The organism is Paenibacillus sp. 32352 (assembly GCF_002042965.1).
GTDB classification, from domain to species: Bacteria; Bacillota; Bacilli; order Paenibacillales; family NBRC-103111; genus Paenibacillus_S; species Paenibacillus_S vulneris.
In genome coordinates this window covers 55,149-77,150 of record NZ_MZNT01000010.1, presented here as the reverse complement: position 1 = coordinate 77,150, position 22,002 = coordinate 55,149, and the positions used below count along the sequence as shown (strand labels likewise).

Genomic DNA, 22,002 nt, shown 5'->3' with positions numbered 1-22,002 from the left:
AACAGGACGCTTTTTTTGATGCACTATTTGGCGATACAACCAACCTTGTTTGAGTAGATGAGTTTTTTTGTCTTATTTTACAAATATTGCAAAATGAATCTCTGTATTAATGCTCCGGATCCGGATACACATCCACCGATTGCGATTTGTTTCCGCTAAACACAGTGGCCGTGAAGGAGATGATTCGGCTTCCGCCTGGACCTGGCTCGTAGACATAAACTCCTGTACCTGCTTTGGTGTCGACATCGATGCGGAGCACACCTGGGTTAGCAGGATCGGACCATTTGGCGTTGCTGATTGCAAATTTTGTGCCATAGAAGTCGGCGGAACGGTAGACGCCGTAGTTTTTGTACTCGGTGTAGCCGTATTGGTCCTTAAGCTTCAAATCGCCGAATGTCTTTTTGCGTTGAGTTTGACCATTCACTGCAGAATCCCCAGAGTGGAGAGACAGATTGTTTAGCAAGGATAGCCAGACTTCTTTGGCCTTGCCGTTTTCCCCGGCTGTCAGGGAGGCTGTCGTCGGATATTCCTTTTTGACTTGAATTTTGGTTAGGGAAGCAATGCGAGTACCTGTAACATTTGAAGGGAGGAAGGTGACTGCTACATCTGCTGTTCCTTCTTTGGTCCCCATAATGCCATAAGCGTCAAAATTAAATGAATCGACTTTGATTTTTGCAATAGGGACAGCTGCTCCTCCACTTATACTAATTTGCTGAATCAGGTTGTTAGGCAGCGCTACATTTTCATTCGAATTATTGGTAGCCGACAATTCGATTTTTCCAGCGAAGTAACCTTTTAAAACGTCAATATCGGTTGCAGGCGCTTTAACGATAGGTAGTGTGAATGGAGCCAGACTTGCTGACGGATTGCTTGCAAACGTGTTAAAGTCAAGCTCATCAGTTGCCACAAGCCCATTGGCAAATGCTTTAAGCGAGTATTTTAATTTATCAGCTTCCTTGGCTTGAAGGAGATCAACGGTGCGTGTAACGGTTGAAACTTCTGAACGGGTGGTACTATTTTTAGCATCTACTTTATACAGCTTGGCTGTCATTTGATAGGTTGCCTCGTTAGTGTCACCTGGAATCGGTGTAAAGGTAAGATCGGTGTCTCTGATGGCTTTGATGCTTGTGCTTGGAGCGCTGTAGCCTTCGGCACGTGTGTCATCACCCTTAAACGTAAGCTGGCTTGTATATTTGGATGATGCTTCGTCTGCAGCCAGCACCCATGTTGGCGTACCGGTGAAGGAGCCCTTGGAGAAGTAGACTGCATTAGTAACTGTCCCGCCAGTGCGCTTCAAGCTAAGATCCACTTCATAGCCAGAATAGTCTTTGTCAAAATCCTCTCCATACTGGTCTTTGAATTTAAGCTTCATTTTATTTTCCACAAGCATATTGTTAGTGGATACGCCAAAGGACGTCATCGAAGGAAGCATCTTTGGTTTTGGCTCGGACGAAACGTAGACTTGCTCCGGGTGTCTCTTTTCCGATACCGTTGTGTTAAAGCTTGCTTTCTGATCCGAATTGCCGACAACAACTTCAATACTCAAGGTTCCGGCTTTGCGCGTATCTTCGTCGGCCACCTTAAGCCCGCCGATTCTAATCTTGCCCTTAGCTACACCTTCGGTGGCGATTCTCGAGTCTATATCGACTCTTGCTGTGCCGGTGCTATAAACCCGGATATCGTCAACAAACTGAAGGACATCATCCGTGCTGAGCACATTCCCTGATTTATCTTTAACCTCAATAGGCAGGTAGGCATCGTCGTCGCCCCATGCGAGCGTAGTAGCGCTAAGCTTGCCGAAGCTGATGTCATAAGGAACATTTAATGGGGTTACGACAATTTTTGTCGTCGCTGTCTGGCCTGATGCATTCGCTGTTACAGCCAGGGTCATTTCTTGGTCTGCTGATTTTGATCTGGAGTCGATATGAGCCGTGTTAATTTTCAAATCCGGTCTATCGTCATTGTCTTCATCCTCGAAAAAGCCGAAGCCTTTATCCACCCGAACACTGTCTTCCGAAATCGTACCGGACTCAAGTGCATCAGCTCCTGTAACATAGGTGATGGTTTCCTTGCGTAAAGTTGGAAGATCCGTTACCAGAAAGCCGTATTGATCGTAGGCTTTGTACTCGAGAGTTGCGGAATCGCCGGCCTCCAGCTTTTTCTTGGTACCCTTCAAAATGAGTTTGCCTAATTCGATTTTGGCGACGGATTGTCTATCCCCGACCCGGTAGTTTTTAGTGGCATGCACTGCTTTGTCCGGATCCGAAATCGTAAAGATTATATTATCGTTACGGTCGAAGGAATCGTCGATTTTAATGCTGAATGTTTGATCTTTGGGTGAAGATTGAACGGTCAAATCTGGGCTGGTTCGAATATCGAAGCGCGAAGCAGGCTGATCGGACTGCTCGTTGTACTGGTTGACCGCCTTGAAGGAAACGGTGATTTTGTTCCCTTGGGCGATCGTATCGGACGCCGAGATGAAATCAATCGTAGTGATGGTTTCCTTCTGAACGGTGACGTCGGCCTTGCCCTTGTCTACGGTTAATCCTCCGTCTTTTACCGCTTCCAGCTTCACGGTGTAGGTGCCTTCATTCATGGTGCTTTCCGTTACAATAGCGAATTGGTGTTTGGTCTCGCTCCATTTTACAGCTGCGGGAACGGCTGTCGAACCACGGCTTACCGTCGCATTTAGCTTGGCCGTATCGGCGATTGCACCGTTCAGCGTAACCGTAATCGTCTTGGCGCCGGTAACCTCCGCTTTCTCTATTGAAACCTTCGTCACTGTTTCAATCTTGGAGGCCGCACTCAGCTTGCGGGCCTCATAGGCTGAGAGGACCAGCAAATCGCGGGTAGCAGGAGAGCTGCCTTCGAATTTTCCGCCGGGTCCGTTAGACATCAGCTTGTTCTCCAGAGCCAGAGCAACATAGCTTTTGGCCCAATCCGATACGGTATCGTCCTGAACGCCTTTGGTCTCTTTTAGTTTGGCGTCGAGCTTCAAGCCCTTGATCAGAAAAGCCGCCAGCTGCTCCTTGGTAACTTGTCCGCCGGGGTTAAACAGCCCGTCTCCGACTCCGTCGGTAATACCGGCTTTGGAAATAGCCTCTATGTAGGGCAATGCATATCCGTTTGACGGATCATCTGATAACACATCGGTGAAGCTTGAGGTTTTTAACGTCATGTCCGTTTTTAACTGAAAGATCTGTGCAGCGACCTTGGCAAATTGGGCGCGTGTCATTTTGTCCTTCAGACCGAACAAGCCATCCTGCACTCCATCAAATATGCCTGCTTTCAGCATCTCATCGAATTTGGCCTTCGAAGCGGCATCGAGGTCTTTCAAATCGCTGAACGAAGAAGAATCCTTGGGAGCGTCTGCTGCTCCTGCGATACCGGGTACCATCGCGAAAACCATGGATAATGAGATGACGGTTGAAATAATACGTTTCATTGCTGCCCCTCCATAACATGTTTTTGTTGTATTGAACCCACTCGTACCACAAAAATGTTCTCTCTTTATTTGTTTTTTTACATTTGAAGCTATTTATAATAAAGTGCATGCGGTGCATTAGAAATGTCACATGCATCTTATTTTTTTTTTTTTGAACAAATACATATATTTCCTTGATCATCCATAGTGTTAGCGCTTACAATGAAAAAAAGCTAAATGGGAGTCATCTCATCGCTGCTGGAATAAATGGCTTTGGTTCCGTTATGTCGGATGGCAATGATGAGCTCGCATGCTCTCGCTCCTTAGGTATTTGGATTCACATCGGGCAAGAGATCATGTAGTGTGGGGTATCCAGTAGGTCCTTCGATAGAAGGGACAGAGTAGTTTAGTATTAGTTTTTGAATATGCGAAAGTAGAATTAAGTCGAAAAAAGTAAAGCGCTTGCAAAAATATCATGCTTGTAAACCTATAATCTAAGCAGGAAAGTCATAGCGATAACGCGTTATAAAATTTACATATTATCCCATTATTGTAGGGTTACTTTCATTTTATTTCTCTTGGAGTTTAAATATTTAAATTGATTATCCTTTTGACATGTATCATAATAACATCTAGTATTTTATGGAATCAATCAGACTATTTTGTGATAATATAACAATATTAAACTGTTATTGGGAGAAGTGAACATGAATCTGATCCGGAAAATATGGAATACGCCGACGGAAGTAGACGTGCATTTGCCTCTCTATATAGCGTCTATCGGGGGATGGAAGAACCAGCCGGAGGTATTGAGAAAAAATGGCCTTCCAACATTTCAGTGGGTTCAATGCGTGGACGGCAAAGGGGTGCTTAAGCTCGCAGACAAGGAAATAACCGTATCCAAGGGGCAGGGGATGCTGCTGTTTCCATCGGTGCCGCATCATTATTATCCTGTAGAGTCTCCATGGTCGGTTCAATGGGTTGAATTCCAAGGCCGATTGACCAAGGATATTTTGAGAACGCTTCATTTTCATGAATCTACCGTGCTGGATATTAAACAACCGGATCAACTATTAGGCCGGATTCAGGAGATCTATGCCCTTTTCAGCGCCAAGAGGATGCCTCCCAGCCACGACTGCTCCCAGGCGGTATATGGTCTGCTGCTCGATCTGCACCGTTATTCATCCCAATTTGAGTGCCATGAATCGTCAGATGAATATTATGAAATGATCCAGCCGGCATTGAGCTACATTGAACAGCATTATAACAGAACTATCACGCTGCAGGATCTGGCGGATCAGCTGGGGGTTTCGATGCCTTATACCTGCGTATTGTTTCAGCAGACGTTGGGGACAAGGCCGATTGAATATCTTAACCGAATTCGCATTCAGAAGGCCAAGGAGCTGCTGTCACAGGCAGAGAATCTGGAGGTTAAGAGCATAGCGGAAATGGTCGGGTTCGACCATCCCAGCTATTTTATTAAAATATTCAAGAGGAGCGAGGGGCTGACACCCACCGCTTTTCGCAAGCTATGCCAGTAACAGTGCAGCCAGTCGAAAAAGGGCGAACAACGTCGTATGAAAACGACATGATGCAGACTTGGATGTCGAAATATGTTGAGTGGGGGGGAGGTGTCCCCGCCCTCCAACCGACAATATGATGTCGGCGGCTTCATCCCCTTTCTATTGTATGAGGCAGCACGGATTCGTGACTTGCCGGTTTATTTTTTTTGCTCAAGGCAAAGGAGAGGGCGGCTATAGCTAAAGCGATGATTGCAATACAGCTTGCAAGCCAAGGATGATACAACACGGTGGAGACGGTATGGACTACCAATCCGCCGACACCCGCACCGACCGCTACGCCTAGGTGGAGGATCGAGGTATTGAAGCCAAGGACCAGATTGGACGATAGTGGAGCTTGTTGAATAAAGTACGTTTGAATCGCCGGTACAAGCATGGATAATGCAAGCATCCAAATCAGGATGAGGCTGATTCCTGACATCCATGAAGAATGGAGCGCTTGAAGCAGCGCGAGTGACACAATGATTGCCGTCAGGCAGATGGATATTATCCGTTTGGTGCCCCACCGATCGACGCTGCTTCCTCCGACCCGGGAGCCAATAACACCGGATACTCCCAAAGCGAATAACATGAGCCCCAGAGAAGCAGATGGTAGATGGAGAATATCGAGTAAAAACGGCGTTAAATAAGTATTCATAAGTGAGCAGCTCGTAGTCATGAACAGGGACAGGAATAATCCGCTCGCAATAACGGGGTTTCTAAGCACTCGGAATTGGTGCCCGAATGATGCCGGGGCATCCCCCTCGATGCGGGGAAGAAGCCAAAGCATGCCGAGCATGACCAGCAGGCTAACTCCGGCGAGCCAGGCGAAAATGGCCTGCCAGCTCCACCATTTGGCAATGACGACTCCTAACGGGACTCCCAGGACCATTGCACTGCTGATTCCGAGGGCGATCATGCCGATAGCGCTGCCCGTCTTTTCCGGGGGAACCAGCTTGGCGACGGAGCCGAAAGCAATGACAGTGTAAACTCCTGCACTAAGTCCAATAACAATCCGCGAACCAAGCAAAAAGCCGTATCCGGGACTCATAAAGGAGCATAGGCAGCCAATAGAGAATAAGGCCAGGGAAACTAACAGGGCTATTTTGCGCTGGATGCGGTTGGTCAATGCAACGATAACGGGTGTTCCTATGGCAAAGGAAAGGGAGAACACCGTAATAAGCTGTCCGGCCAAGGCAACGGAAACGCCGAGGTCATCGGCTATGGCCGGTAAAATGCCTGCGACGATCAACTCGGAGGTCCCTGTCACGAAGGCGCCTATGGAAAGAAGATATAAGGATAAGCGATTCATATTGTCCATCCTTTCGGTACTTATTTATGGGATGCTGTGGCAGCATAAGCGGCATGGCTAGCACATGTCTGCTTGATGATTCGGAATTTCATGACGATTCCTTGATTGACATTATAAGGAGAGCAATATAATAATGAAAGAAGGCAAAATATTTGGATATTGTCCTGTTATCTGGATCAACTAACTTTAAGTAAGTGAGGTGCAGGGATGGAAAGTGCACATGACAACGAACCGGCAGGCTCCAACATTTGTGAGGTGCTTCGGATTCTCGGCGCCAAGTGGGCCTTTCTCGTTATTGCCGAGCTGTATAAGGGGCCAAGGCGGTTTAAGCAGCTGCAAAGGGATATCGCCATAGTGAAAACCCAATCCTTGACGGATACACTGCGACATTTGGAGCAGACCGGAGTGGTGCGCCGTGAAGTGTTTCCGACAGTACCGGTCACGGTGGAGTATTCTTTGACGGAGAAGGGAATTGATTTCCAGACGGCACTGAAGGAAATGGACAAGTGGGTAATGAAATGGGGCAATCAACAGCCATAAATAAATAGCGGCCGCATCTGTATGAGGATCGGCCGAAGGAATAGGAAGAGCTCCTGCGTGAAGGCAGGAGCTCTTTGGCATATATCATCACCGGAGTACATCCGGGTATGGCCGGGGCAAGCCCGACGTTCGGAGCGGATTAACGGATATGAAGCACTTCATCCAGCCATTGGAATATCCGATGGTTGAACAGCTGCAGCGCCCCGAAATGGCAATGCTCTTCAGCGCCTTCCTCCGCCGTAAATTTCATATACGTTTTCGGGCAGGTAAGCGCATGATAGAGCCTCTCGGGCTGCCCGGCAAAGAAATGATCGGCCTCCGCTTCACATACCAGCGTAGGACAAACAATCTGCTCCGCAACGCCCTCCAGCGAGCAAGGCTCCGTTTTTTCAACTAGCTCCAGCAAGGAATCCGCCTGAAATGTAAACATGCCGTTGTCCACCGCCCACCTTACTCCGGTATGCCGCTTCATCACTTCGGTTATGACCTCCTCGTAATGGGCCGGGGATACATCGTCCCTGCCTTTCATAAATGGCCGTGCCATCTCGCTGAACCGGAAGGTATAGAGGCCGTCGTTGGCGATGCATGCGGCAAGCCGATGTTCATACGCCGCAGCGCGCGGGGCAAGGTAGCCTCCGAAGCTGATGCCCATCAGGGCAAGCTGATGCGGATTTACATCAGGCCGGGTAATCAGGTAATCGACGACCGGCGTAACGACCTTCTCCCAATCGTGACGAAACGGAAGCTGCTGAAGCCGGATGGCCGAGCCTTGACCGGGACCTTCGAACGTAAGGCAGTTATAACCGCGCTGGATGGCCGCTGCCGCCCCTCCAAGATACAACTCCTCTCCGGTAGAATCGTACCCGCCATGAATCAAGAGAGTCGGACGGGGCGTATCGGACCCATCTACCTTATAGAAGTAACCGGTCAGGTGGGTTCCTTCATAGGGAATGAGCACTTCCTCCACCGGAGCATCCATAAGACGAGCGGCCTGCCGGAATGTGTCCCTGCTGTTCCCCCATGCTGCCAAAATACGGGGATCCTGACGGTCACCATGCAAGAAGAATTCGGCGGTACGATAATAGTTGGAAGCACGGAGATAAGCCTCACAGGCGCTTACCCGCTGTCCGTCTGCGAGAGCGGCATCTGCCAAAGCATGAATTCGTTCTGCGGTGGCGTTCCACTCCTTGTACCAGCTCTCAAAATCTCTTTCTTGAATGCGGTAGGCAGTGAGCAGGCATTCGCCGATATCGGCTCCTCCATAGGGGGCGTAGCTCAGGGTTCTCAACAGTTCAAATGAAAAGGTCTGGTCATTAAAAATAAGCTTCATATCCACATCGCTCCTTAGAGATGGCGGTTGTTCGCAACCGCGTAATAGGTTAATATTAACTTATAACATATGTTTTAATATGTCAATGATAACCTATGTTAAAAATAACTTATTTTTTGAGGAGGTCATTTTAATGAGCACCATTCAATATGTACTCTTAAGCTTATTGGCGCGTGAGCCGTTAAGCGGGTATGATATGAAGCAGCAAATGCACAGCAGGATTAATAACTTTTACAAAATGAACAACAATCAGCTGTACCCGACGTTAGCCAAGCTGGAAGCGGAAGGGGCCGTGCAGCTGCAAGCCCATGAGAAGGAATCCTATCGGCCGGCTCGGAAGGTGTATAAGATTACGGAGGCGGGCCTGGAACGTCTGAAGGCGTGGGTTATGGAACCGAGCGAGCTTGGAGATTGGGATGAATTTTTGCTGAAGCAGTACAACTCCTGGCTGGTGCCGTCAGAGCATCTCATTCCGCAGCTCGAAGCCAAAAGGCAAGAGCATGAAAAGCGTCAGGAGGAGCTGTCCAAGAGAGCCGCTTCATTCCGGGAAGGGGAAGGTGAGCTATCTAGCGGCCATCCGTTGTTCTCAACAGTCGCGGTTATCGAAATGGGAATAGGCTTCGAGCGCAGCTACGCGGAGTGGTGCGGCAAAATGATCGGCTGGTTAAAGGAGAACCGGATCTAACCGTCAGCTGTAGTTAGAATGAGGATCGGCTGCATAGGAAAAAGCCTGCTGACGCATTCGGAGGAATGCGATTAGCAGGCTTTTGGGCATGAGCCGGATCATCCGGAATTATAAAGTAATATGCTCGCCGGGGTGCATGAGGGTTCCTTGAATGCCGCGGCTTTGGAGCAGCTCCAGGAATGCAGCGCCGTCCTGGCGGATGAGCTCGAACGTATTGTAGTGCACGGGAACGACCTGCTTGGCCTGCAGCCATTCGGCTGCGACGGCGGCATCCTCCGGTCCCATCGTAAACAGGTCTCCGATAGGCAGGAATGCCAGATCAATGTCGTTGCGCTCTCCGATCAGCTTCATATCCAGGAACAGATTTGTATCTCCCGCATGCAGAATGGTGCGGCCGTTCCAGCGAATAATGAAGCCGGCCGGCATACCGGCATATATAATTTGCTTGGCGTTATGGTCGATAATGCCTGAGCTGTGGAAGGCTTGAACCATTTGCAGCTCTGCGAAGCCAAGCGAGAGCCGGCCCCCGATATTCATATCCCGGGTCTTCACACCCTGCCAGCTCATATAGGTAGCCAGCTCATGGATAGCGATCAGCGTAGCGTCGTTGGCTTTCGCGATTTCAACGGCGTTTTGAATATGGTCTGCGTGAGCATGGGTCAGCAGGACGTGCTGGACACGTATCGATTCGGGCTTGACGATAGCCGACGGATTGTCCGTAAGGAACGGATCGATAATCAGTGAATGCTCGCCGTCAGACAATTGAACGCAGGAATGGCCGTGATATTCCACCTTTAACATAAATGACACCTCTTCCTTTAGCATTTGGTTAGCTGATTTCATTATAAAGGACGGGCCAACGTCATTCAAACCGGCTCGATAGGGACGTTAATTCGGAATCGCAGGGACAGAGCCCCCGGCCGATTTTTTAAGCGGCAAAACGGCTGGGATGTATTATACTTCAGGGAATTTGACCAACATGAGAAAGACGGCCTTCTTTCCAGCGGAAGAAGAGCTGGCTACCCGCAATAATAATAAAAAGGCTGCAGGCATCCTGGAAAAGCGCGAGTCAAGCTGCTTTATCCGGAGACGATCTCCTAAGGATGTATCGAAGCAAGCCCAAGGGACAAAGGGGAGCTTATAAGGCACTGGTGCCGTTCCGGTAAGATTATTGGGACGAGATATGGGTAATTCTTAAGAGATGAAAAGAAGAGGAAGGTGAGCCGATGGAATACGAGTATTTGGTGCGTGTCATTGTCGCCGGCATTTGCGGGGCATTTATAGGCTATGAACGTATGAATCGGATGAAGGAGGCGGGAGTTCGGACTCACTTCGTTGTGGCTATCGGGTCCTCTCTCATGATGTGCATCTCGAAGTATGGCTTTCAGGATCAAATAGGGTGGCCCAATCTTGGGCTGGACCCTTCACGTATTGCCGCACAAATCGTCAGTGGCGTAGGGTTTCTTGGTGCCGGGATGATCTTTATGCATAAGCATACGGTCAAGGGATTAACGACAGCGGCGGGAATTTGGGCTACAGCCGGGATCGGGATGGCCATCGGCTCCGGCATGTTTCTGATGGGAATAGGCACGACGGTCATTATAATATTGGCGCAAATTATTTTGCACCGGCGGTTTCCTTGGCTGGCTTCGCCCAAGACGGAGCAGGTGACCATGCAAATTTCGAATCTGCCCGGCTGTATGGAAGGCATTCAGCAAATGCTGAAGCAGAAACAGATCGCAGTACTGAGCCTGCAGGTGGAGGAGCATTCGGATGAAATGATTCACCTGGTCATGCTGGTTCGGCTTCCAGGCGGCTACGGAGTGGAGGATTTCCTGACCTTTATCCAGGAAAACCGGATCGTGAAGTCGATAGAAATTCACTAGGACGGCGCAGCACTACCTTACTCTGTATACAAGAATCCTCCAGCTAACAACAAAGCCGTCCTTGCGGATTAAGCAAAGACGGCTTCTTATTGCGCTACTTGTCCTGAATGCCATGCAGCTCCTGCCAATAACGGCACAAGGTGGCGATGCCTTTGTCAAAGTTTTCCAGATGAAAATGCTCGTTAGGCCCGTGCATATTTTCCCCCGGAAGGCCGAAATCCATCATAACGACAGGGGCTCCCAGCACCTTGGAGAAGACTTCGACGATAGGGATGGAGCCGCCGCTGCGAATATAGACCGGCGTCTTGCCGAAGCCGTCCTCATACGCTCGGGCAGCCGCTTGGATATACGGGTGCTCCGGTGAGATGTAGAACGGTTTGCCGCGATGGGTCTGCTGTACCTTCACTGTGACTCCGGCAGGCTTATACTTCTCGATATGAGCTTCAATCCGCTTCATCACCTGATCGGGCTCCTGGTTGTCGACAAGCCTGCAGGAGATCTTGGCACTGGCAGTCGAAGGGACGATAGGCTTGAGCCCTTCTCCTTGATACCCGCCATAGATGCCGTTAATTTCAAGCGTCGGCCTGGCGGTTGTCCGCTCAAGGAACGAGTAGCCTTCCTCCCCGGTCAGCTCAGGTACGGCAAGCTCGTTTGCCTGCTTGGCATCGTCAAAATGAAGCTCCCGGAATGCGGCGCGTTCCGTATCGGATAACTCATTGACTCCGTCGTAAAAGCCTTCAATGGCGATATGGCCATTCTCCGAGCGCATGGAGGAGAGCAGCTGAACGAGAGCGGTTGCTGGATTCGCGACCCCCCCGCCGTACAAGCCGGAATGAAGATCGTTCTTCGGCCCCTGGATGTCGATCTGGAAGCCGCACAACCCGCGAAGACCGTAGCAAATCGAAGGGATGCCTACATCGTGCATCGGTCCATCGGAGATGACGATGGCATCGGCTTGCAGCCGTTCTGCCTGCTGCTCCAGAAAGGCGGGGAGACTGGGGCTTGCAATCTCTTCTTCCCCTTCGATGCAAAATTTCACATTGACCGGAAGCTTGCCGATCGTTTGCAAATAAGCCTCCACGGTTTTGACATGGGTGTAGAGCTGCGCCTTATCATCCGTGGCTCCCCGTCCGTATAGCTTGCCGTCACGAATGACAGGCTCAAAAGGAGGTGTGTCCCACTGGTCCAGCGGATCGGCCGGCTGCACATCGTAATGTCCATAAATAAGGGCGGTTGGCTGTCCCGGAGCATGAAGCCAATCCGCGTAAACGACAGGGTGACCGGCAGTAGACAGCACCTCTACATGTTCGAGTCCGGCTTTACGCAGCGCTTCCGCCAGCCATTCGGCGGCCCGGATCATGTCCGGCTTATGCTCCGTGCTGGCGCTGATGCTCGGAATGCGGACGAATTCCTTTATCTCCTCCAAATGACGGTCTCGATGCTCAGCCAAATAAGCTTGCAATGCAGGTTCCATAATCGGTTCACCTCATAAGTTATTTTAGTGAAACAGGTGTGCGATCCTCTCGAACACAAGGCAAGAGGATGTTTATTCCAATATATCATAGTTTCTTGCGGAGTCCGAATCGGGGAGCCGTCTCTCCATAAGGTTCGATTCTTCAAGAGTGCAAGAATTGTTAAGTTGCTTCATTCTGAGCATGTATTGTGTAGAACGCGCCGGGGGATTGCATTACAATGATATTGCATGCAGCAAGTCGGATCCGGCCTTATTTGGAATGGAAAAAGGAGCTTCATAATGACTGAGCAACAGATCGTTGAAACGGGCGATGCGGCTTTTCGTTCAGAGGATGTCCGTGTACCCATATTCCCTGAATGGACCTGTTCCGTTACCGACTACGGAGCAATAGGCGACGGGATAGTTAAGAATACAGATGCTTTTAATGAAGCCGTGACGGCCTGTGCCGCCGCAGGCGGGGGTACGGTCATCATTCCCAAGGGAATTTGGCTGACCGGACCGATAAGGCTGAAGAGCAAGGTACGGCTGCACGCTGAGGATGGAGCGCTGATTATTTTCAGCCGAGATTTTGATGATTACCCTCTGATTCCGAGCAATTACGAGGGGCTGCAGGCTGTACGTGCCATGCCTCCTTTATATGGAGAGAATTTAACCGACATAGCCATCACGGGCGCTGGAATTTTCGACGGATCCGGCGATGCCTGGAGATGCGTGAAGAAGCATAAAATGACCGAACGGCAATGGAAGCAAATCGTCTCCTCGGGGGGCGTCGTTGACGCCAATAATTTGTGGTGGCCTACCCGGGAGGCAAGCGAAGGCAGACAGGCAACCGAGGCTTTACAGGCGGAGGGCATAATGGATATTGCCGCCTATGAACCGTACAAGGTGTATCTGCGGCCGGTTCTGGTCGGGCTGACGAACTGCCGAGGCGTTTTGCTGGATGGACCGACCTTCCAGAACTCGGGCAGCTGGTGTCTGCATCCGCGGTTATGCGAGCATGTGACGATCCGCAATGTAACCGTGCGCAATCCTTGGCATTCGGTGAATGGGGACGGTCTTGATCTGGAATCTTGCCGTTACGCTAATATTCATAACAGCTCCTTTGATGTCGGCGATGACGCGATCTGTCTGAAATCAGGCAAGAATGAGCAGGGCCGGCGCACAGGGGTACCGACGGAATATGTAACCATTCGCAACTGCACCGTTTACCACGGACATGGGGGCTTTACAGTAGGCAGCGAAATGTCCGGAGGCGTCCGGCATGTGGAGGTATCGGATTGCACGTTTATCGGAACGGATAACGGGCTCCGGTTCAAGAGCACGCGGGGACGCGGCGGTGTTGTAGAGAACATAACCATATCGAATATTTGGATGAAGGACATCATCAAGGATGCCATCGTATTCGATATGTATTATGAAATCAAGCAGGAATACGCCGATATGGCTCCGGTAACGGAGGAAACTCCATGCTTCCGCAACATTTCGATTTCCGATACTTACTGTTCAGGGGCCGATAAAGGAATCTTCCTTCGCGGGCTTCCGGAAATGCTTCTGCAAAATTTGCGGTTCGATCGGGTGAACGTTGTTGCGAATGAAGGAATTACTTGCATTGATGCCGAGGGCGTGCTGTTCCGCGACGTGCGGGTAACGTCCAGGCCGGGAATGGAGTTTAAGGAACATAACAGCCGGGGCATCCAGTTTATCGATGCGGAAGGTAACGTAAGCAACGGTCCCCGTTCGGTATTTGCGGGATAACATCTAACTAAAGGAGATTGGAAACATGAACGTAAGCAGTCAACAAAAACCGGTATGGTATGCCGATTTAGGTGACGGCACCTACCGCAATCCGATCATTTATGCGGATTATTCGGACCCGGATGTGATTCGTGTCGGGGAAGATTTCTACATGACCGCATCCAGCTTTAACAGCACTCCAGGGCTGCCGATCCTGCATTCGAAGGATTTGGTCAACTGGACGCTGATTGGCCATGCAATCCAGGAGCTGCCGCCGGAATTCGATAGCGTCCGCCATGGAGACGGCGTCTGGGCGCCAAGCATTCGTTACCATGACGGCAAGTTTTGGATTTATTTCGGAGCGCCGGATGAAGGCATCTTCATGACGACCGCTACGGATCCTGCAGGCCCATGGACTCCTCTCCACCTGGTGAAGGAAGTCAAAGGATATATCGATACTTGCCCGCTGTGGGATGAAGATGGCCAAGCTTACCTGGTGCATGCGTTTGCCAAAAGCCGCTGCGGCATCAAGAGCAAGCTGCAGGTATGCCGGATGAGCCCAGACGGCAAGTCTCTGCTTGACGAAGGCACTCTAATCTTTGACGGGACGGAAGATCATCCGACAATTGAGGGTCCCAAGTTCTACAAGCGGAACGGATACTATTATATCTTTGCACCGGCCGGCGGCGTAGCGGTAGGCTGGCAAACCATTCTGCGTTCCAAAAACATCTTTGGACCGTATGAGGATAAAATCGTGCTTCATCAGGGGGATTCCATCGTGAACGGCCCTCACCAAGGCGGCTATGTGGAGCTGGAATCCGGCGAGTCCTGGTTCATTCACTTCCAGGATCGGGACGCTTACGGACGTATTGTCCACCTTCAGCCGATGACCTGGGAGAACGATTGGCCGGCTATGGGGATCGACACCAATGGAGACGGAATCGGCGAGCCTGTACTCGTACACAAGAAGCCGAATGTGGGACGAGAATATCCGTTTGCCGTACCGGACATGAGCGATGAATTCGAGAAGCCTTCGTTAGGTCTTCAGTGGCAGTGGCAGGCGAATAACCGGAAGGAATGGTATTCGCTGGATGCGCGCGAAAGCCATCTGAGATTACATGCTCAGCCTCTTCCGGCAGGAACATCTACCTTCTACGATCTGCCAAGCATTCTTTGCCAGAAGCTCCCTGCTCCTGAATTTACAGCGACCGCCAAGCTGGAATTCGCACCGGGCAGCGCACAAGAGCGTGCGGGTTTGACCGCGTTCGGTCACGAGTACCGCTACCTTGCGTTAGAGTCGGCTGAGGAAGGGCTTCAGCTTGTCTTTGTGAAGGGCCAGGGCAATAAAGAAGGCTCCTCCGAGGAAACAGCGGAGAAGCTTGCGTTACCGTCCACTGCGAAGACGGTTTACTTGAGAGTGAAGGTTGTGCTTGAAGCACAATGCACATTCGAATACAGCCTGGACGGAAGTAGCTTTACGCCGGTAGGCGATGTATTCAAGGCGGTAGAGGGCCACTGGGTAGGCGCTAAGCTGGGCTTGTTCTGCCTGAGCCAAGGGCAGGCTGCCGACGCAAGGGGCTATGCGGATTTCGATTGGTTCCGAATCGAATAGAGAAGGTTAACGGGACTGGTGGCTGCCGGTCCCGTCCCCTTCTTAACTATACGCCTGTGGAGGGACAGCGGATTCTTACTTCTCCGAACGCGTCTTGGTTTCCGGAGAGGCCTGGATCATTTTTTTGTACGTCATCGGCGCCATCCCGGTTACCTGTTTAAACGTCCGGTTGAAGTGCGTGATACTGGAGTACCCGACCTGCTCGGCAACCTCGATCATTTTGCCGTGATCCTCCCTTAATATTCTTTGAGCCTCGCGGATTCTCAGCGTATTGATGTATTCGGGAAAATGAAATCCCGTAGTACGCTTGAACAAACGGCTGAAATAGTAGGGGCTTATAAAAAAGCGGGAGGATACGCTTTCCAGAGTAAGCGGTTTCCTGTAATGCTCGTTGCAATACCCGATAATTTCGGTCATTTTGCCGTCCATCGGCTTCGGAGTGATTTGATCGGACTCCATGCATATTCGTGACGTATAAAGAAGCAGCTGCACTAGCAGCGCCTCGAAAAATTCGGCCCGGCCAGGGAGCATGGTATCCATGTACTCTTTTTTCATTTGAAAAAGCAGGTTTTCTATATAGCTTTGCTGTTGATTATTAAAGGATATCACCTTGCTGCTTGAACGAAACGGGGATAGCAGCAGATTCAGCTGATCCGGCTGAAACCGGCTCAAAAAACGGTCTGTGAAGTAAAGAACCGCGCGGTCATGTCCGGCCCCGCCTTCTAGGGTTTTATGGATATCGTTCTTATTGACGAAGACAACGGAGCCTTTGGTTACGTGATATATATGATTTTCTAAATAGTAGTAGCGTTCTCCGCCGAACAAATAATAGATCTCATAAAAGTCGTGATAATGGTACATGTCCATCGCCGAATTCTCGGCTTGCTTGGAAAAATGGATTTCAAAATCCGTCTTCAACGCGGGTTCCCCCCTCTTCGCCTAGCATAGCAAGACAAGGCATGAAGTGCAAGGGAAAGTGCGGCGCGTCCTAATTCTAATTAGGATATCGTTGATCGGGCGGTACTTCACTCGGTATCGTGGTATAACATGCGGGAAGGGGGATAAGGTCATGTCCAAATTTTTAGTGCGGTTGTTAAGCTTCAGCCTCCTGCTGGGAGCGCTTCCAACGGTGTTTATCGGCTTGGTATCTTATTATTTGGCGACGCAGGATATTGAAAAAAAGGTCAGTGAAGCCAACATGCAGCTGCTGCTTCAAACCCAAATGAGGGTTGAGCAAACGTTGAAATCGCTGGAAATGTCTGCAACCCAGCTGGCAAACTCCTCTATGATTCAGTCGGCTATGGACACGTCTCTCGATGGAGAAGATTTCGTGCAGGTCCGAGAGCTAACGGCTGAGCTGACCAATCTGCAATCGACCGCCGTTATCAAGCAAGCCTACATTGTGAATGTGGAAAAGGATTGGGTCGTTAACCTGGGTGTGATGAAGAAGCTGAGCACGTACGAAAATAAAAGTGAGATCTATAACTATGCCGCCCATCCCGCCAGCATGTTTTGGAGCACGATGAAATGGACCGCCCCTTCAGGCGGGCAGCTGGAGGCGGGTGCTTCTTCCAAAGCTGCCGGTGCCGTCCGCAGCCCTGCGTCCGATACGATCAGCCTCGTGGAAAAAATACCGCTGCTTCCCAGAACGAACACGCCGAGAGGGCTTCTGGTCGTTCAAATAGCGGCAGCGGATATTCGGGCTATGCTGACCCCCAATCACGGCTCCTCAAGCAGCTCGAATTATATTTTGGATTCGTCGGGGCAAGCCTTCCTGGCATCCTCCGATTCCACGGCGGCTTATGCCGACATCAACCGAATCGTGCAGGAGAGGAGCGGCAGTGCGCGGGAGCAGCAGGGCTCCTTCAACGCCAGGATGAACGGCAGGGAGGTTGCTGTGCTATACCGTTCCTCCGGGTATAACGGATGGACCTATGTCTCCGTTGCTTCGATCGCCGAAATGACGAAGGATACGAAGAAAACGGCGGTTCTTACAGCCGCTGCTTGTTCGTTTATTTTTATCGTTGTATTGATCATTGGTTATTTCGGAAGCCGAAGAATGTATTCCCCGATTCGCAGCCTGCTGGAGCTGACGCAAAGAATCGAGCCCGAGGCTTCCCGGGAAGGCATAAAAAGGGATGAGCTGCAGTACATCAAGGAAAGCATTGAAACGCTTGCCGTCTCCCGAAGCCGGTTGGAAGAACAGATGCAGGGCCAATCCGGGCATCTGAAGGAGTTTTTTGTGCTGAAGCTGTTTACAGGGCAAATCCATGACGGCGACCGGATGTATCGTTCCGGGCTTTATGGATTCCCCAAAGATTGGAAACGATTAGGAGTGCTGACCCTGCAAATCGATCATTTGCAGGATACGAGGTATCAGGAACAGGATCGCGAGCTGCTGCTTTTTGCCATTAACAATATTGTGGGAGAATTGCTGCCTGTGGAGACGCGGTTCAGCCCGATACTGCTCGGAACCTCCCAGGTCACCTTATTGGCGTCGGCAGTCGATGACCCGGAGCAGGTGAAGGCTTATTTTTATCAGACTGCTGAATTGATTAAAGCCAAGGTGGAGCTCTATTTGCAGCTTCAGGTCAGCATCGGGATCAGCAGGGCATTCAGCCAGCTGAACGATACGGTGAAAGCCTATGGGGAGAGCATGGCCGCACTGAAATGCCGGATTCATCTGGGCCCTGATATCATCGCCCATTATGAGGACATCGAGCATAACGAAGCAGTGGAGTCGAAGGTCTACTCTCATCTGAAGCTGATGGAGGATCAGCTGGCTCAAGCTTTGCAGGAGGTGAAGCTGGAGAAGGCGATCTACATTTTCAACCAATATTTGTCTTCCGTACTGAATAAGGACGGTTTTATGAACGAGCATCATCTTCTGCTCATTCAGCTCATGTCGCGCATATTGCACATTGTTCAGGACCAAGGGGTCTCCCTGAGGAAAATACTGGAGGGGGAAGGCGCTGTGGAGCAGCTCCTGAAGCTGCAAACCCGCGAGGAAATCGCTCTTTGGTTCCAAACCAAGCTGTTTGTCCCGATCATTACGATGCTCTCCGAGAAGGCGGACACCCAGTACGTGAACATTGCGGACCGCATCGTCAAAATGATTCACGATCTGTATGACGCCGAAATATCGTTGGAATCGTGCGCCGAGACGCTGAATTTTCATCCGGTTTATTTAAGCCGCGTGTTCAAAAAGGAGATGGGCGTTTCGTTCAGCGACTATTTATCCGATTACCGGATGAGTATGGCTAAGGTCATGCTCGAAACAACGACGATGAAAATATCGGAAATCGGCGAAAAGCTTCAATATAAAAATATTAGCGCCTTTATCCGCAATTTCCGGAAAACCTACGGAACGACACCGGGACAGTACAGGGAAATGCTCGATAGGGAGCAGTCCTCATAACGGGTTGAATCCTGTAGTACCGGTAACCATTTGACCTATAAAATAGAAAGGTGGAACAAGCTATGTTATGGAATAAACAAGGGATTGCCGATCCTCTGGAGTGGGCCGGACAGTTCATGCTTCGCTATAAGAAGCCGGACGGGGGAGGATTCTTGACCAAGCGGTGGCATTATGAAAATGGCTGTTTTCTTAGAGCCATGGAGGCCTGCTATGACATAACCGGTGATGAGCAGTATCTTCATTACATCCGTGAAATGATGGATTTATTCGTACAGCAGGACGGTACGATTCTGAATTATAAGGTGGAAGACTACAATCTGGATCAGGTCAATCAAGGAAAGCTGTTGTTTCTTCTGCTGAAAACGACGGGAGAAGAGAATTACCGTCAAGCGATCGAGCTGCTAATGTCCCAGCTGAAGTCTCATCCGCGTACGGAAGAAGGAGGCTTCTGGCACAAGAAAGGCTACACCTCCCAAATGTGGCTGGATGGACTTTATATGGCCTCGCCGTTTCTCGCCCGTTACGGGCTTTTGACCGGAGAGCGCGCATGGCTGGATGAAGCGGCCTATCAGCTCCTGCTGGTAGAGAAGAAGACGCGGGATGAGGCAAACGGATTGCTCCGGCACGGCTGGGATTCTTCGCTTCAGCAGCAGTGGGCGGAGCCTGGTACGGGCCGTTCTCCTCATGTCTGGAGCCGTGCTATGGGCTGGTATATGATGGCGCTGGCGGATGTGCTTGAATGTCTTCCGTCGGATCATCCGAACCGGGATGAACTGAAGGCGGTTATGCAGCGGCTGGCTGCGGCTTTAAGCAAGGTGCAGGATCCGGCGACAGGACTGTGGCCGCAGGTGCTGGATCAGGCAGGACGGGAAGGCAATTACCTGGAATCATCGGGAAGCTCCATGTTCGTCTATGCGCTGGCCAAGGGCAATCGGTTAGGACTGCTTGGGAATGAAGCCAGAGAGCAGGCTGTTCGGGGATATCAAGGACTGCTTGAGCATCTGGTTGTTACGGATGAAGAAGGCCAATATCATCTCACCCAGTGCAACAGCGTTGCAGGCTTGGGAGGCAACCCTTACCGTGACGGCTCTTACAGCTACTATATAGGGGAAGGTATTGTTCATAACGACCCGAAAGCGGTATCTCCGTTTATATTGGCCGGGATAGAGGTGACCCAGACTAGTTCCTAATGAGGGGGGCGGCAATGGATATTCAACGCAAAGCATCGCTGATGAGCATTCTTTTGCTGCTATCTGTGCTGCTGACGGCATGTACAGACGGAACGTCAGAGGATGGGGGGAAAGGCTCGGCCCTAAGAAGCTCCGATGAGGCTTATCCACTAACCATTGTTGTGAATCAAGCGGGCGACATCCCGCCTAAAGACAATGAGATGGAGAAAGCGATTCAAGCCTATACGCAGACCGATTTGCAGATACAATGGATTCCGACTTCCGGCTACGATGAGAAGGTGAACGTCATGGCCGCCTCCAACGAGCTGCCGAAGCTGATCAAGCTTAATTATACGCCGACAATCATGGGGGCATTGAAATCGGATTTGTTTTGGGAAATCGGGCCCTATTTGAAGGATTATAAAAATTTGTCTGCACAGGACCGGCGGTATTATGACAACATTGCCGTAAATGGCAAAATATACGGTGTTCCGTTGTTTCGGGAGCTGGGCCGGGCTGCCGTTCATTACCGCAAGGATTGGTTCGACGCACTCGGCGTGCAGCTGCCCCAAACTCTCGATGAATGGTACAGCGTCATCAAGCTCATGGCGAAGGGTGATCCGGACCATAACGGCAAGGACGATACCTACGGATTTATGCTGGATAAAAAATATAACCAGGATACTTCCTCCACGTTAACCAGATTCACCGTAGCTCAAGGCGGCCCGAACAAGTGGAAGGTAGAAAACGGAGAATTCATCCCGGAATTCATGACGGAGCCCTTCTTCAGCACCATGAAGCTGTTTCGCAAGCTGTATGAGGAGAAGCTGATTAATCAGGATTTTGCGGTTGTCGATGCGACAGAGATCGATAAAGCTTTTGAGTCGGGCCGTACGGCTATCCGGATGTCCGGAGGCAATGCGCAGACCATGCAGGACAAGCTGATCAAGGCAGTACCGGCCGCTGTCATCGATGCAGCTCCCGTAGAAGGACCCTTCGGCAGAAGACTGCCCGGGGAAAGCGGAAATGCGGGCTTCCTGGCCATTCCCAGAGATACGGTCCAAACGGTCGACGAATTGAAAAGAATATTAAAGTTTATTGACCAGCTGATGGATCCTCCTATGGCGACGCTTCTTGTTAAAGGGCTTGAAGGCAGGCATTGGGAAGACAAGGGAGAATTCACCGTGCCATTGAACCCGGAGGCGGATGCAAGAGAGGTGAAGCCGTACCGTGATGCACTGCCGCAGCGCAATGAAAGCTATAATATATCGAAGCCGATGAAGCAAAGCGATTTATATTTAAAAAACAATCAGATTACGAAAGAAAATGAGAAATACATCGTCGTTAATCCTGCGTTAACGCTGGATTCTGCCACGTTCTCCGAAAAAGGGCGGATGCTGGAGCAGCTTATCAGCGACGCGGAAACGAATTTCATCATGGGCAAGATCGACGAAGCCGGCTGGAAGGCCGAAATCGAAAGGTGGAAGCAAGCGGGCGGAGAGAAGATGGCCCAAGAATACAAAGCGGCTTATGAACGAGGCCGTAAGCAGTAAGAACATTCCGTAGGCTCCCTTAAAGAAAAGTCCAAAAGCATCCCGATTCGTACAAATACGGTCAGGGTGCTTTTTTACATTGGCGGATTTGGGTTAAATCCGGCATATCGCATGTTGTTTACAAGCTATATTCGCAGTGTTTGGTAAATATTGGGCAGGTTTCAACATGAAGTTATCTTGCAGGTATAGCTATGAATGCGTTATCAGAGCATAATCGAGTTCGTAATGTTTTTACTGAGCGCTTTTAAACGATTCTACGTTCAGGCAGGAAGCTTCAGGAGGTGTATGGCTCAAAAGGATGTTGAA

Annotated in this window: 16 protein-coding genes; 10 read left to right on the top strand and 6 right to left on the bottom strand. The window is 50.4% G+C overall.

Annotated features, from left to right (window positions below; all coding sequences use genetic code 11):
• Positions 1–106 precede the first annotated feature (106 nt).
• Positions 107–3,445 carry an S-layer homology domain-containing protein gene (locus B1728_RS22340; protein WP_079912629.1) on the bottom strand — a complete coding sequence of 1,113 codons (3,339 nt, stop codon included), beginning with the start codon at positions 3,443–3,445 and terminating at the stop codon, positions 107–109.
• A 686-nt stretch (positions 3,446–4,131) separates the two neighbouring features.
• Between B1728_RS22340 and B1728_RS22335 the strand changes: the two genes are divergently transcribed.
• Complete coding sequence (locus tag B1728_RS22335) at positions 4,132–4,965, top strand: AraC family transcriptional regulator (RefSeq protein WP_079912628.1); 834 nt, start codon at positions 4,132–4,134, stop codon at positions 4,963–4,965.
• 130 nt (positions 4,966–5,095) lie between these two features.
• Here the strand turns inward: B1728_RS22335 and B1728_RS22330 are convergent, their stop codons facing one another.
• The gene (locus B1728_RS22330; protein WP_079912627.1) at positions 5,096–6,295 is read right to left on the bottom strand and encodes an MFS transporter; all 1,200 of its coding nucleotides are present in this window, start codon (positions 6,293–6,295) and stop codon (positions 5,096–5,098) included.
• Between the two features lie 207 nt (positions 6,296–6,502).
• Here B1728_RS22330 and B1728_RS22325 point away from each other — a divergent pair, with 207 nt between their 5' ends.
• Positions 6,503–6,835: a winged helix-turn-helix transcriptional regulator gene (locus tag B1728_RS22325; RefSeq protein WP_079912626.1), complete on the top strand. Its 333-nt coding sequence runs from the start codon at positions 6,503–6,505 to the stop codon at positions 6,833–6,835.
• A 139-nt stretch (positions 6,836–6,974) separates the two neighbouring features.
• On the opposite strand, the gene B1728_RS22320 is transcribed toward B1728_RS22325, so the two are convergent.
• The gene (locus B1728_RS22320; RefSeq protein ID WP_079912625.1) at positions 6,975–8,165 is read right to left on the bottom strand and encodes an alpha/beta hydrolase family protein; all 1,191 of its coding nucleotides are present in this window, start codon (positions 8,163–8,165) and stop codon (positions 6,975–6,977) included.
• A gap of 133 nt (positions 8,166–8,298) precedes the next feature.
• Here B1728_RS22320 and B1728_RS22315 point away from each other — a divergent pair, with 133 nt between their 5' ends.
• A complete protein-coding gene (locus B1728_RS22315; RefSeq protein WP_079912624.1) occupies positions 8,299–8,850 on the top strand; it encodes a PadR family transcriptional regulator in 552 nt (183 codons plus the stop codon).
• A gap of 108 nt (positions 8,851–8,958) precedes the next feature.
• On the opposite strand, the gene B1728_RS22310 is transcribed toward B1728_RS22315, so the two are convergent.
• The gene (locus tag B1728_RS22310) at positions 8,959–9,651 is read right to left on the bottom strand and encodes a metal-dependent hydrolase (protein ID WP_079912623.1); all 693 of its coding nucleotides are present in this window, start codon (positions 9,649–9,651) and stop codon (positions 8,959–8,961) included.
• Between the two features lie 178 nt (positions 9,652–9,829).
• Between B1728_RS22310 and B1728_RS36385 the strand changes: the two genes are divergently transcribed.
• Complete coding sequence (locus B1728_RS36385; RefSeq protein WP_179136151.1) at positions 9,830–9,994, top strand: hypothetical protein; 165 nt, start codon at positions 9,830–9,832, stop codon at positions 9,992–9,994.
• A gap of 82 nt (positions 9,995–10,076) precedes the next feature.
• Positions 10,077–10,736, top strand: coding sequence for an MgtC/SapB family protein (locus tag B1728_RS22305; protein WP_079912622.1), 660 nt, complete (start codon positions 10,077–10,079; stop codon positions 10,734–10,736).
• Positions 10,737–10,830: 94 nt separating this feature from the next.
• Here the strand turns inward: B1728_RS22305 and B1728_RS22300 are convergent, their stop codons facing one another.
• The gene (locus B1728_RS22300; RefSeq protein WP_079912621.1) at positions 10,831–12,210 is read right to left on the bottom strand and encodes a dipeptidase; all 1,380 of its coding nucleotides are present in this window, start codon (positions 12,208–12,210) and stop codon (positions 10,831–10,833) included.
• Positions 12,211–12,489: 279 nt separating this feature from the next.
• Between B1728_RS22300 and B1728_RS22295 the strand changes: the two genes are divergently transcribed.
• Both B1728_RS22295 and B1728_RS22290 read left to right on the top strand, forming a co-directional pair.
• Entirely contained in the window at positions 12,490–13,965 is a 1,476-nt protein-coding gene (locus B1728_RS22295) for a glycoside hydrolase family 28 protein (protein ID WP_144027960.1), read from the top strand.
• A gap of 25 nt (positions 13,966–13,990) precedes the next feature.
• On the top strand, positions 13,991–15,556 hold the full coding sequence (locus B1728_RS22290; RefSeq protein WP_079912619.1) for a glycoside hydrolase family 43 protein: 1,566 nt from the start codon (positions 13,991–13,993) through the stop codon (positions 15,554–15,556).
• A 75-nt stretch (positions 15,557–15,631) separates the two neighbouring features.
• Here the strand turns inward: B1728_RS22290 and B1728_RS22285 are convergent, their stop codons facing one another.
• On the bottom strand, positions 15,632–16,474 hold the full coding sequence (locus B1728_RS22285) for an AraC family transcriptional regulator (RefSeq protein ID WP_079912618.1): 843 nt from the start codon (positions 16,472–16,474) through the stop codon (positions 15,632–15,634).
• 151 nt (positions 16,475–16,625) lie between these two features.
• Here B1728_RS22285 and B1728_RS22280 point away from each other — a divergent pair, with 151 nt between their 5' ends.
• The 3 genes from B1728_RS22280 to B1728_RS22270 all read left to right on the top strand — a co-directional run bounded on the left by B1728_RS22280 (position 16,626) and on the right by B1728_RS22270 (position 21,696).
• The gene (locus tag B1728_RS22280; RefSeq protein WP_079912617.1) at positions 16,626–18,974 is read left to right on the top strand and encodes a helix-turn-helix domain-containing protein; all 2,349 of its coding nucleotides are present in this window, start codon (positions 16,626–16,628) and stop codon (positions 18,972–18,974) included.
• Between the two features lie 62 nt (positions 18,975–19,036).
• A complete protein-coding gene (locus tag B1728_RS22275) occupies positions 19,037–20,164 on the top strand; it encodes a glycoside hydrolase family 88/105 protein (RefSeq protein ID WP_256865465.1) in 1,128 nt (375 codons plus the stop codon).
• 14 nt (positions 20,165–20,178) lie between these two features.
• Entirely contained in the window at positions 20,179–21,696 is a 1,518-nt protein-coding gene (locus B1728_RS22270; protein ID WP_256865464.1) for an extracellular solute-binding protein, read from the top strand.
• Positions 21,697–22,002 lie beyond the last annotated feature (306 nt).